We start from the raw sequence: 11,799 nt of genomic DNA, 5'->3' as shown, positions 1-11,799 counted from the left end.
GCGGCGCGCTCGTGCAGCGCGCCCATCAGTTCCGAGCAGGAATCCCGCGCTGCCATCCGCCACACCCGGTGCTCCTGGCCGTCCGGGGTGAACAGCTCGGTCAGCGGCGGCTGCCGGGTCGCCGCGTCCAGTTGCGCCGCGACGTGGTCGGTGCCGGTGTAGCCCAGCAGTATCGGCGGCAGGCTCATCCCGCCTGCGCGCATCAGCTCCGCCATGTTCTCCGCGTGCGGCGGCAGGACGTCCTCGTGCGGCAGCAGCCTGCTGTCCAGATGCACCGCGGAGATCACGCCGCGCTGCACCCCGAGCGGGCCGGTCTGCTCGTAGACGTACATCGCGGGCCGTGATTCCCGCGCCAGCACCCGCAGTCGTTTCCACTCGTCCAGCAGCCGCAGCGAGTCCGCGATGTGGCCGCCCGACCGGTCCCACGGGGTGGCGTGCCGGTCGGCGAGGCCGCGCAGCCGTTCCGGCGCGAGCACCCATGCGCGGAACGGGCGGATGTCCACTCCGACGCGAACCGATCTCGTCACCCCCGCAGTATCAACCCGGCCGCGGTGCGGCCCGAGAGGTGGGCGGTCTCCCGCGCCTTTTTGGGCGCTATGCGGGGATCGGGCTCCGGAGCACGGTGCGTGGGAGTGCCGCTGACCGGCTCCGCTACGTGCCGATCGGGAGCTCTCAGCGCGGCGGTGCGGTGGCGAGCGCGGTTTCGAGGTCGGTGAGCGCCTTGTTCACCGCTTGCAGGCTCGCGGTGCAACGCTGCTCGGTGTCGGGGGAGGGTGGCAGGCAACCCTGCCCCTGCAGCTGTTGCACCCGCTGCTGCAAGACCTGCGCGGGGCCGGTGATCGCCGGTGGGTTCTCAGTGGACTCGGTGGCGCTGAGCGCGATGTTGCGGACCTGGGTCAGGTAGCGGTCGCAGCGCTGCGTCCCGTGCGTCGTGGCCTCGCGGAAGCACAGGTCGTGCTTGATGAAACCGACCTTGGTGGCGATGTCCTGCCGCGACTGGCTGGGCGCGTAGTGCTGCACGCCCGGGTCGGTGTCGGCGCAGCCGAGCAGCGGCAGGACGAGTCCGGCGAGCAGCATTGCGCCCGTAGCGGCGCGGGCCGTCTTCTTGCGGATCGTCGTGCTCATCGGTGCCTTCCCACTGGGGCTCTCCCTGCGGGCACGGTACTCCGCGAGCGGCGGTGCGGGCCGACCGTTCACGCGCCATCGGCGTGCGCGGCGAGTACGTCGTCGATCTCCCCGAGGATCCGAGCCTTCCCCGGCTCGTCCAGGAACGAGGCGGTGACCGCGTTGCGCGCCAGGTCGGCCACCTCCGCGCGGTCCAGCTCCAGGCTCTCCGCCACGACCCGGTACTCGCGGTTGAGGTCGGTGCCGAACATCGGCGGATCGTCGGTGTTCAACGTCACCAGCACGCCGTTGTCCCGCAGCTGCCGGACGGGATGCGCGCCGATCGCCGCGATCTGCCGGGTTCGCAGGTTCGACGTCGGGCACAGCTCCAGCGGGACCTGCTCGGCCGCCAAGTGCTCGATGAGCGCGTGATCTCGCACCGCGCTGATGCCGTGCCCGATTCGTTCCGCGCCGAGTTCGCGCAGCGCCGTCCAGATCGACTCGGGGCCGGTCGTCTCGCCCGCGTGCGGGACGCTGCGCAGCCCCGCGGCACGAGCGGCCGCGAAAGCGCCGGTGAACCGCGCACGGTCCACTTCGATGCCGCGCAGCCCGAGGCTGACCAGCCCTTCCGGCCGGTTCACCAACCCGAACCGCACGGTGTCCATGCCGTCACCGACCGCCGGATGACCGCCCGGGATGTCGAAGCACCACGCCAGTTCCACACCCTGCTCGCGCGCGGCCGCGCGGCCCTCGGTGAGCCCGGTGAGCATCTCGTCGTCGGTGAGCCAGGCGAACAGGTGGCTGAACACCGTCACGGTCACCTCCGCGTAGCGGACGCGCTGCGCAGCGAGGTCGGTGGCCAGCCCGGTCACCAGCCGCGTCACGTCCGCGGAAGTGCGCACCAGCGAGTTCACCGCCACGTACACGCGGATGAAGTGCTCGAAGTCCCGGAACCGGTAGAACTCGGCGAGTTCCCGCCTGGTGGTCGGCACCCCGGCGTCCGGGTGCCGGGACGCGAGGTCCAGCACGGTCTCGAACGATGCCGAACCGACCAAGTGCACGTGCAGCTCGACCTTGGGCAGCGCTGCGATGAACTCGTCCACACCGACCTCCCGCAGGCGAACATACCGAGCCGGCACAGGCGTCCGCCGTCCACCAGGCCGGCTGCCCGAGGTGATCGGCACGCCGGGCGGGTGCGGCGCGTCAGGGCTCGGCCAGGCGCAGCAGGTGGGCGCAGGCGGCCGCTTCGTCCGGGAACGAGGCCACCACGTGCCAGCTGCCGCGTTCGCAAACACCGGTGTCCCAACCGTTCCCCGCCCGGCGCAGGAACAGGAACTCCGGGGACGGGGGCTGCGGCTGGTGCACGCCCTCGATCCACATCTCGGCGTCGGCGACTCCGCGGTGGCGCAGGACGCTCAGCAGTTCTTCGCGGTCCACGTCGATTCCTCCCGGTGCGGCCACGGTGACCGCAGGCCCCGGATCAGCCTGCTGGTTCGAGGTAGCCGTGCGCCACCAGCCACCGAACGTTCAACCGCTGCCCCTGCCCGGGATCGAGGAACGCGGGATCGAGCAGGATCTGCTGCCCGCCGCCGCGCTGCGCGAACCACGGTGCGATCTCGCCCTGCCACGCGGTGAAGTCCCGCGCCACCTCGTATTCGTGGTAACCGCACGGGAATCGCGGTTCGCGGGTGAGCAGGCTCTGCGGCGGCAGCGAACGTTCGGCGTAGTGATCGCCCGCCGGGGCCAGGAACGAGCCGAACTCGGAGCCGAAGCGGTCCAGGTCCGTACCGGCCCGCAACACCTGCGGGTGCTTGCGGGCAGCTCCGTCCGGGCCGACGGCGAAACCGTCCTGCGGCGGGTAGCGCCAGCTGTCCGCGCCCGGATCCCAATACCGGTCGAGGAAGTCCTCGGTGCTGAGCTCACCGGTCCGCGAGTAACCGGCCAGCAGCGGTCCGACCGGGCGCTGCCGGACCGTAGGCAGGTTCTCCGGCCCCAGCCGCTCGTCGCCCTGGTGGACTCCCGTGCACGGTTCCGGCTCCGCGTGCGCCGGAAGCGCAGGCAGCATGCCTGCCGAGAGCACCATGAACAGCGCGAGCAGCAGGCGGACGCCACGGGCGCGCAGCACACCCGGCGAGCCGGGACTTCCGCTCATCGAAGTCCGCTTCCTGGTCGTCGGGACGGCGGCTGCGCGATCGCGGCCGGCCGCATCGGGTGATTCCTGCCGGATCGGTTGCTCAGCGGCGGCCGACCGAGCGTGCTGCTGCGCCGCCGCCGAGTATCAGCAGCAGCGTCGTGAGGCCCCAGCGGCGCTTCTCTTCGGTGGGGGTCGGCTGTTCGTCGTCGGATTCCTCCGGGGGGAACATCACGGGACGGTCGCGGCCGGAGTCCTGGGGTGGCGAGGGCGGTTCCGGAGCGGGCGGCTCGGGCGCGGGCTGCGCGGCCTCGGGGGGTTCCGGAGCTGGCGGCGATGGTGCGGGTGGCTGCGGTGCGGGCGGCTCCGGCGGGGGTGGGTCCGGTGGGGGCGGCTCCGGCGGCGCGGGTTCGGGCGGTGCGGGCTCGGGTGGTGGCGGGCCGGGTTCGCCGATGCAGCCCGCGGAGTCCGAACTCAGCACCACCGGACCGCTGGCCAGCTCGCGAACCTCCCCGTCCCGATCCACGCGGTAAAGCCTGCTCGCCCCGTCCACGTCGTGCGCGAACGCGAACAACGAACGATCCGGCCCGATGCTCACCGAGCCGTAAACCGTCCCGCCAGGCAAGCGGGCACCCGGCACGACCTGCACGTCCCCGGTTCCCGGGTCGATGCGCACCACCCGCGCCGGACCCGGCAGCAGCGAAGAAACGCCGTAGAGATCACCGTCCACCGGATCAGCGGCGAAGTCGTGCATCCCGACCGCCAGCGCCGGGTCGTGCAGCGCGGTGGCTTCGGTGATGTCGAGGTACGACGGGCTGTCCGGGTCGATGTCCACCACGTACAGGAAGTTCAGCGCCCCGAGGTACCAGCGGTCGCCGACGACTTCGCCCGCGGTGGCCCGCAACACCGCCCACGGCACCCTGCCCGCGTCGGTGACCGTTCCGTCCGGCGAGATCGTCACTGCACGCCTGCCGGGTGGCGCACCGTCCGGGTGGTCGTGCGCGAAGTCGCCCGCCATCCCGTACGCCACGCCCTGCGACGAGGTGAAGCCCAGCGCGTCCACGACCTCGTCCAGCTCCGCGACCTGCGTCGGCTCCCCGCTGCCCGGGTCCACGCGCTCCACAGTGGACGAAAACGGGTCCGCTGTGGTCTGCGTGCGCAGAATGCCGCACTTGCCGGGGGAATCCGCCGCCGTGAGGACCGGAACGGACACCGCCACCGCCGCGAAGGCCGCGGAAGCTCCCGCCAGCCTGCGCGCCGCCGGACTCACGTCAGCCGCCCCATCGCCCACTCCAGCGCGTCCGGCTGGATCGCGGAGGTTCCGTTGAACGGGTTCTGCAGCTGGTAGATCGCGAACAGCAGCAACGTCAACGCACCGGCCAATGTGGACATGAGCACGACCTGCGGCCACAACTTGGTGCCACCGAATAGGTTCGGCAGCAGCACCGTCACGACGGTGCCGATGATGAGCACGAACCAGACCACCTCGGCGACCTGGTTGTCCTCGACCGCGGCCAGTCGCGCCTGGCGCTCGTGGTAGACCTCCCAGAGTCGGCTGAACGCCTCGGTCTTGCGGTCCTCCTGCCACTCCCCGACCGGTTCGGAAGCGGCGATGGCGCCGCGGATCGCGTCGAGCTGCTGCCAGCCCGGCCCGGTGACGTCCTGCCCGGCGTGCAGCTGCGGCCACTCGTAGTCCACGACGTTGCGGGCGTAGCTGTCGCCCAGGCTGCGCACCTCGGCACCCGTCTGACCGGGCAGCGAGTCCGCCGCCCAAGATGCGGCGACCAGGCCCTCGGCCTCGGCGTCGAGCCCGTCGCTGGTGGTGGAAACGGCGTCGAACAGCGAGATCAGCACGAACCCGACGATCACCGCGTGCAGCCCGCTGACGATGACGAAGACCTGCCCGGTGGCCTCGTTGTTGTCCGGCCGCCCTTCGTCCAGGCCGAATCGCCGCACGGCCCAGGCGAGCAAGGCACCGACCGCGGCCGCTCCGGCGACCCACAGGGCCCCGGCGAGGTAGATCTGCATCGCATTCCTTTCCGACCGCCGATGCGCGCGAACCGCCGGTGCGCGAAAACACCGGAAACGCGCACGGCCGTTCGCGCCGTATTTCCCGCGAGCATTACCGCGGGAGCCGGGCCGTCGGCACTCGATCCGCCGTGGACGCGCGGGGATTCATCTCAGGTGCGAACGGCCGATCGACAAGCTAGCCAGCACGGCGGATGCCGCACAAGGCCGCCACCGTCGGGTTCATCCGACCGAATAACCATCGATCACCGCTTCGGAGCAGTACCACCTCCCATTCACCACGAAACGAATTCTAGTGATCATCATCACTCTCGATTGATCGCCCTTCGGCGCTTGGCCGTGCCGACCGGAAAAGGTATCGCGCGCACGGTCCTCCGGAAACGCTCATCCGGAACCGGACCGCCCGGACTCGCCGGTTCCGGCCGCACCACCGGGATCCGCGGAAGAGCTCGCCGGCGGCACCCGTTCCGGCTGCGGAATGAGCAGTTCCCCGACTTCGCAGCCGAGCACCGCGCACAGCACGTCCAAATCGTCCAGCTTCACGCTGCTGGGCTGCCCGGACCACAGCGCGGACATCTTGCCCGCGGAGACGACCAGTCCCCGCTCGGCCAGCCTGCGCTGCAGTTCGCCCGCTTTCCAGATACCGCGATTGGCCGCCGCCAGCCGCAGATTCCACCGCATCGTGGCCGTCCTCCTCCGACCCAGTAGGCGCCGCCCGCACGCGACGCCATCGCGAAACATCCCACGCTGATCGCACGCCGCTACCAACAGTCCCCACGACAACCCGCACGTCCGAGCCGATTTCGAGAAACCTGAGATTTTGTCGGTGAGACGCGTTTTCCCCGCGCAGAACGCTACTGCAGCGATGCGCCGCGACAGCAACCGGCTCCGCCGGGCGGCAGCGCGCTCCCGATCCCCCGGTCAGAGCAGGAGCGCGCATTCACCGAATGCAATTCGGCCGAGAAACCGGACCCGTTAATCGCAGCGGCGCGCGGCGCAGAGCTCGAAAGCCCAGGAATTCGTTCCACCAACAACTACTTCATGTGATGCAACAGGCCGATCGAGTGATCGTCGGGGAAATCGGTCGCGGAACGATCGAGGCCCATCGCTTAGCTCCTTCGGGTGACTATACGGGCCCATCCGGCGGTGCTAGCGTCTGCACCGCCAAGCAACTGATCGAGAGAACTCGACCCGGCCGGAATCGTCGGCTCGAATGCCGACCGCGCGCCGGAATCACCGCTGGAAAAGCACAAGCGCGACCGAACAACGCGAACGATCCGTGCAATTGACGGGCGTGCGGGCAATGCTGCCCGGCGCCGGATTCGGCACGGGCCGGTGCGGGTGCGCACAACCCCTCGATGCGCGCGCCCGGAAAACCATCCCGGGACGTGGTCCCGGCACCGGCTCGCGCCCGGTGGCCGGCGGTTCGCCGGCTCGGCCGGTGAGCTCCTGGCCGACGACCGCGGGAATCCGGGATCCCGTCCCGAAGACCAGGCAACAACCTCGTAGCGAAGATTGGGTGGTGTACCTCGTGACCGTGGCGGATACGGGTGTCGATGAGAACGAGCGGCCGCAGCTGAGCCTGGGCACCGCGGCGGCGCGGAACCTGGCGACCACGACGAAGACCCCGCCGCAGATGCAGGGCGTCACCTCGCGGTGGCTGCTGAAGATGCTGCCCTGGACGCAGGCCGCCGGCGGCACCTACCGGGTCAACCGCCGGCTCACCTACACCCTCGGCGACGGGCGGATCACCTGCACCAACACCGGCAGCGAAGTCCGCGTCATCCCGCAGGAGCTGCGGGAACTGCCGCTGCTGCGCGGGTTCGACGACGAGTCGGCGCTGGGCGCGCTCGCGGACCGCTTCGTGCAGCAGGAGTTCGGCCCCGGCGACGTGATCGTCGAGTCCGGGCAACCGGTGGACCAGGTGTTCCTGCTCGCGCACGGCAAGGCCAACAAGATCGGCCGCGGGGAGTACGGCGACGACACCGTGCTCGGCGTGATGGCCAGCGGGGAGTACTTCGGCGCGGAGGCGCTGGCCTCCGCGGACGGCTCGTGGAAGCACACCGTCAAGGCCGTGACCGGCTGCACCGTGCTCACCCTGCGGCACCAGAGCCTGCAGGAGATGAACGCGGCGGAGTCGCTGCGCACGCACATCCAGCAGGCGCTGAGCGACCGGCCGAAGCCGCAGAACGAGCACGGCGAGGCCGAGATCGACATCAGTTCCGGGCACGTCGGCGAGACCGAACTCGCCGGCACCTACGTGGATTACGAGCTCTCGCCGCGGGAGTACGAGCTCAGCGTCGCGCAGACGGTGCTGCGGGTGCACAGCCGCGTCGCGGACCTCTACAACCAGCCGATGAACCAGACCGAGCAGCAGCTGCGGCTGACCATCGAGGCGCTGCGCGAGCGCCAGGAGCAGGAGCTGATCAACAACCGCGACTTCGGGCTGCTGCATAACGCCGACCTCGCGCAGCGCATCCACACCCGCACCGGCCCGCCCACGCCCGACGACATGGACGAGCTGCTGTCCACGGTGTGGAAGGAACCCAGCTTCTTCCTGGCGCACCCGCGCGCGATCGCGGCGTTCGGCCGCGAGTGCAGCCACCGCGGCCTGTACCCGCAGAACGTGGAGTTCGGCGGGCACCACTTCCCGGCGTGGCGCGGTGTGCCGCTGCTGCCCTGCAACAAGATCGGCGTGTCCGAGACGCGGTCGAGCTCGATCATGCTGCTGCGCGCGGGCGAGCAGAACCAGGGCGTGGTGGGCCTGCACCAGACCGGCATCCCGGACGAGTACCAGCCGGGCCTGTCGGTGCGGTTCATGGGGATCAACGAGAGCGCGGTGATCTCCTACCTGGTCAGCACCTACTACTCGGCGGCGGTGCTGACCCCGGACGCGCTCGGCGTGCTGGAGAACGTCGAGGTCGGACGCGACGGCTGAAGCCCGGGCGGCCGGGGCCACCGGCCTCGGCCGCGGGCCCCGGCCGATAGCTATCCACTGTGGACCGGTACAGCGATGTCCACTGTGGCCGGTGGTCGGCGGGAAGCGGCATCCGGAGTTAACGGCCGCTTCGCCCCAATGGTTCGGGCGAACGGTGCGGTCACTCGTTGCGAACACGCAGCCGCTCCCAGCACCGGAGCGACCGGCACCGCTACCCGACCACCCACGCAACATGATCCAGAACAGGCTCGGAACCGACGGGAGCCGCATGACCCGCGAGATCGACACCGCAGACCGGCAGCAGACCGACCGCCCGGCGCTGAGCCTGGGCACCGCCGCGGCGCGGAACCTGGCGACCACCACCAAGACTCCGCCGCAGATGCAGGGCATCAGTTCCCGCTGGCTGCTGCGCAAGCTGCCGTGGGTGGAGGCCACCGCGGGCACGTACCGGGTGAACCGGCGGTTGACCTACACGCTCGGCGACGGGCGCATCACCTTCGTCAACACCGGCGCGCACGTGCAGGTCGTGCCGCAGGAGCTGCGGGAACTGCCCGCGCTGCGCGGATTCGACGACTCCGGCGCGCTCGGCGCGCTGGCCGACCGGTTCACCCAGCACGAGTACGCCGCGGGCGACGTGATCGCCGAGGCGGGCCAGCCGATCGACCGGCTGCTGCTGGTCGCGCACGGCAAGGTGCACAAGCTCGCCCGCGGCCAGTACGGCGACGACGCGGTGCTCGGCATGATCGCCGACGGCGACCACATCGGCGACGAGGTGCTGACCGGCGAGGACGGCAACTGGCGGTGCGATCTCAAAGCCGTCACCGCGTGCACGGTGCTGGCGCTGCGGTCCCCGGTGCTGCAGGAGATCCGCGACCGCACGGATTCGCTGCGGGCACATCTGGAGCAGGTCGGGTCGCGGCCGCGCAAGGCGCAGAACAAGCACGGCGAGGCCGAGATCGGCATCAACTCGGGGCATTCCGGGGAACAGCTGCTCGGCGGCACCTTCGTCGACTACGAGACCGCGCCGCGCGAGTACGAACTGGCCGTCGCGCAAAGCATCCTGCGGGTGCACACGCGGGTCACCGACCTCTACAGCACGCCGATGGACCAGACCGAGCAGCAGCTGCGGCTGACCATCCAGGCGCTGCGCGAACGCCAGGAGAACGACCTGGTCAACAGCCGCGATTTCGGACTGCTGCACAACGCCGACCTCTCGCAGCGGATCCACACCCGCACCGGCCCGCCCGCGCCGGACGACCTGGACGAGCTGCTGTCCCGGCGGCGCGGGACGAAGCTGTTCGCCGCGCATCCCAAGGCGATCGCGGCGTTCGGCCGCGAGTGCAACAAGCGCGGCGTGGTGCCGGACACCGTCGAAACCGACGGCGCGCGGTTGACCGGCTGGCGCGGAGTTCCGCTGCTGCCGTGCAACAAGATTCCGATCGACGAGTCCGGGAGCACCTCGATCCTTGCGATGCGCACCGGCGCCGAGGACAGCGGCGTGATCGGTCTGCACCAGACCGGCATCCCGGACGAGCTCGAGCCGGGCCTGAACGCGCGGTTCATGAACCTCGACGAGCACGCGGTGAGCTCCTACCTGGTCAGCACCTACTACTCGGCGGCGGTGCTGGTGCCGGACGCGCTCGGGGTGCTCGAACACGTCGAGACCACGCGGTGAAGGGACTTCGCGGATGAGCACGGGAGTCGACGGCGTGCCCGACACCCTCGCGGCCGGGCGCGCCCTGCTGGACCCCGCGCTGCGTGCGGCCGTGGGCACGCTGCCGGAGTCGATGAGCCGCATCGTCGGTCACCACTTCGGCTGGTGGGACGAGCACGGCGCACCGGTGGAGGCTCCGGCGGGCAAGGCGATCCGGCCGAACCTGGTGCTGCTCTCGGCGCGTGCCGTCGGCGCGGACGCCGAGGCGGCGCTGCCCGCGGCGGTGGCGGTGGAGCTGGTGCACAACTTCTCACTGCTGCACGACGACGTGATGGACGGCGACCTGACCCGCAGGCACCGGCCCACGGCGTGGCGGGTGTTCGGTTCGGGTGCGGCGATCCTCGCCGGTGACGCGCTGCTGACGCTGGCCGCGGATGTGCTCACCGCCAGCGGGCACCCGGCTGCGATGTCCGGGTTGCAGGAGCTCAACAGCACGGTGCTGAACCTGGTGGACGGGCAGAGCGCGGACATGTCGTTCGAGCGCCGCTCCGATGTGGCGCTGCCGGAGTGCTTGACGATGGTGAGCGCGAAAACGGCTTCGCTGCTGGGTTGCAGTTGCGCGCTCGGCGCTTCGTTCGGCGGTGCCGAGCCGGAGCGGGCGCAGCGGTTGCGGCGCTTCGGCACCCGGCTCGGCCTGGCGTTCCAGCTGGTGGACGACCTGCTGGGCATTTGGGGCGATCCGGAGGTGACCGGGAAACCGGTGCATTCGGACCTGCGGAACCGGAAGAAGTCGCTGCCGGTGGTGGCCGCGTTGAACTCCGGCACCGCGGCGGGCGGCGAACTCGCCGAGCTCTACGAGCGCGCCACCGAACTGTCCGAAAAGGACGCGGTGCGGGCGGCCGAGCTGGTGACCGAGGCCGGCGGCCGGGAATGGTGCCTGCAACGCGTCGAGCGGTGCGAGCGGGAGGCGCACGAGCAGCTGCGGCTGGCCGACCCGGCACCGGAGGTGGCGGCGGAGCTGTCCGGCTTGACCAGGATGCTCACCAGCAGGAAGTACTGATACCGCGGATGGACCGTTGCCGCCGGTACCGCCGCGGGTCCGGCCGGTTCGCGCAGTGTTGCGGCCGGAGCGATCCACGACGGATGGCCGCGCGGAGCGGACCTCCACCGGCGACCGCGTCCTGCGACCGTCCGCTCGGCCCCGCCGCGTGTCGCGTCGCTCTCGCGCACGTTGCAAGCAGCACGACGCGATCCGAGACTTCCGGGCAGTACCGCCGGAAGGAGCAACATGAGCGACCTGGAAAGCCGCTACGTCGACCTGCACCGCAACCCGGAGCTGTCGTTCGAGGAGCACCGGACCGCGGGCATCGGGGCGGACGCCCTGCGCGCGGCCGGGTGCGAAGTCACCACCGGGATCGGCCGCACCGGCGTGGCCGGGGTCCTGCGCAACGGTGCCGGGCCGACCGTGCTGCTGCGCGCCGACATGGACGCGCTGCCGGTGCGGGAGGAGACCGGGCTGTCCTACGCCAGCACCCGGGTCGCGACGAATTCGCAGGGCATCGAGGTTCCGGTGGCGCACGCCTGCGGGCACGACCTGCACGTCACCTGGCTGCTCGGTGCGGCGGAAAGCCTTGCCGCGAGGCGGGATTCCTGGTCCGGCACGATCTTGTTCGTGCTCCAGCCCGCGGAGGAGGCCGGCGGCGGTGCGCGCGCGATGGTCGAGGACGGGTTGTTCGACCGCTTCGGCACCCCGGACGTGGCGCTCGGCCAGCACCTCGCGCCGATGCCCGCCGGGCACGTGCTCACCCGCTCCGGCCTGGCCATGTCCGCCAGCGACACGCTGCACGTCCGGCTGTTCGGCCGCGGCGGGCACGGGTCGCGGCCGGAGGCGACGGTCGACCCGGTGGTGCTGGCGGCTTCGACGGTGCTGCGGTTGCAGACCGT

At 70.9% G+C, this 11,799-nt stretch carries 12 protein-coding genes; 4 read left to right on the top strand and 8 right to left on the bottom strand.

Annotation, left to right across the window (positions count from 1 at the left end; all coding sequences use genetic code 11):
* The 8 genes from IJH84_RS28860 to IJH84_RS28825 form a co-directional block, all read right to left on the bottom strand.
* Positions 1-527: DUF1015 family protein (locus tag IJH84_RS28860; RefSeq protein ID WP_295151206.1), on the bottom strand; the 527-nt coding region annotated here is incomplete at its 3' end.
* A gap of 145 nt (positions 528-672) precedes the next feature.
* Entirely contained in the window at positions 673-1,125 is a 453-nt protein-coding gene (locus IJH84_RS28855; RefSeq protein WP_200070839.1) for a hypothetical protein, read from the bottom strand.
* Positions 1,126-1,193: 68 nt separating this feature from the next.
* Positions 1,194-2,207, bottom strand: a complete 1,014-nt coding sequence (gene add, locus IJH84_RS28850) for an adenosine deaminase (RefSeq protein WP_295151203.1) — start codon at positions 2,205-2,207, stop codon at positions 1,194-1,196.
* Positions 2,208-2,307: 100 nt separating this feature from the next.
* Positions 2,308-2,541 carry a hypothetical protein gene (locus IJH84_RS28845; RefSeq protein WP_200070837.1) on the bottom strand — a complete coding sequence of 78 codons (234 nt, stop codon included), beginning with the start codon at positions 2,539-2,541 and terminating at the stop codon, positions 2,308-2,310.
* A gap of 43 nt (positions 2,542-2,584) precedes the next feature.
* Entirely contained in the window at positions 2,585-3,256 is a 672-nt protein-coding gene (locus IJH84_RS28840) for a TNT domain-containing protein (RefSeq protein ID WP_295151200.1), read from the bottom strand.
* A gap of 82 nt (positions 3,257-3,338) precedes the next feature.
* Positions 3,339-4,505: a hypothetical protein gene (locus tag IJH84_RS28835; protein ID WP_295151198.1), complete on the bottom strand. Its 1,167-nt coding sequence runs from the start codon at positions 4,503-4,505 to the stop codon at positions 3,339-3,341.
* A complete protein-coding gene (locus tag IJH84_RS28830; protein ID WP_295151196.1) occupies positions 4,502-5,263 on the bottom strand; it encodes a hypothetical protein in 762 nt (253 codons plus the stop codon). Before IJH84_RS28830 ends, IJH84_RS28835 begins: the two co-directional genes overlap by 4 nt.
* A gap of 384 nt (positions 5,264-5,647) precedes the next feature.
* Entirely contained in the window at positions 5,648-5,944 is a 297-nt protein-coding gene (locus IJH84_RS28825; protein ID WP_200070833.1) for a helix-turn-helix transcriptional regulator, read from the bottom strand.
* Between the two features lie 850 nt (positions 5,945-6,794).
* Between IJH84_RS28825 and IJH84_RS28820 the strand changes: the two genes are divergently transcribed.
* From IJH84_RS28820 to IJH84_RS28805, 4 genes are all read left to right on the top strand, one after another.
* Positions 6,795-8,201 (top strand): family 2B encapsulin nanocompartment shell protein, encoded by a 1,407-nt coding sequence (locus tag IJH84_RS28820; protein WP_295151208.1) that lies wholly within the window; start codon positions 6,795-6,797, stop codon positions 8,199-8,201.
* A 268-nt stretch (positions 8,202-8,469) separates the two neighbouring features.
* Positions 8,470-9,876: a family 2B encapsulin nanocompartment shell protein gene (locus IJH84_RS28815; RefSeq protein ID WP_233627629.1), complete on the top strand. Its 1,407-nt coding sequence runs from the start codon at positions 8,470-8,472 to the stop codon at positions 9,874-9,876.
* A gap of 13 nt (positions 9,877-9,889) precedes the next feature.
* Entirely contained in the window at positions 9,890-10,915 is a 1,026-nt protein-coding gene (locus IJH84_RS28810) for a family 2 encapsulin nanocompartment cargo protein polyprenyl transferase (protein ID WP_295151192.1), read from the top strand.
* Between the two features lie 228 nt (positions 10,916-11,143).
* Positions 11,144-11,799, top strand: a 656-nt coding sequence (locus tag IJH84_RS28805; RefSeq protein WP_295151189.1) for an amidohydrolase, incomplete at its 3' end; no start/stop codon positions are given.

Origin of the sequence: Saccharopolyspora sp. (genome assembly GCF_017434145.1) — a bacterium.
GTDB lineage: Bacteria > Actinomycetota > Actinomycetes > Mycobacteriales > Pseudonocardiaceae > Saccharopolyspora_C > Saccharopolyspora_C galaxeae.
This window is presented reverse-complemented; position numbering and strand designations above follow the sequence as displayed.

Bases quoted from the DNA above. Each gene is read 5' to 3' on its own strand.
- IJH84_RS28855 (WP_200070839.1), bottom strand. From the start codon at position 1,125: ATGAGCACGACGATCCGCAAGAAGACGGCCCGCGCCGCTACGGGCGCA.
- IJH84_RS28840 (WP_295151200.1), bottom strand. From the start codon at position 3,256: ATGAGCGGAAGTCCCGGCTCGCCGGGTGTGCTGCGCGCCCGTGGCGTC.
- IJH84_RS28830 (WP_295151196.1), bottom strand. From the start codon at position 5,263: ATGCAGATCTACCTCGCCGGGGCCCTGTGGGTCGCCGGAGCGGCCGCG.
- IJH84_RS28825 (WP_200070833.1), bottom strand. From the start codon at position 5,944: ATGCGGTGGAATCTGCGGCTGGCGGCGGCCAATCGCGGTATCTGGAAA.
- IJH84_RS28815 (WP_233627629.1), top strand. From the start codon at position 8,470: ATGACCCGCGAGATCGACACCGCAGACCGGCAGCAGACCGACCGCCCG.
- IJH84_RS28810 (WP_295151192.1), top strand. From the start codon at position 9,890: ATGAGCACGGGAGTCGACGGCGTGCCCGACACCCTCGCGGCCGGGCGC.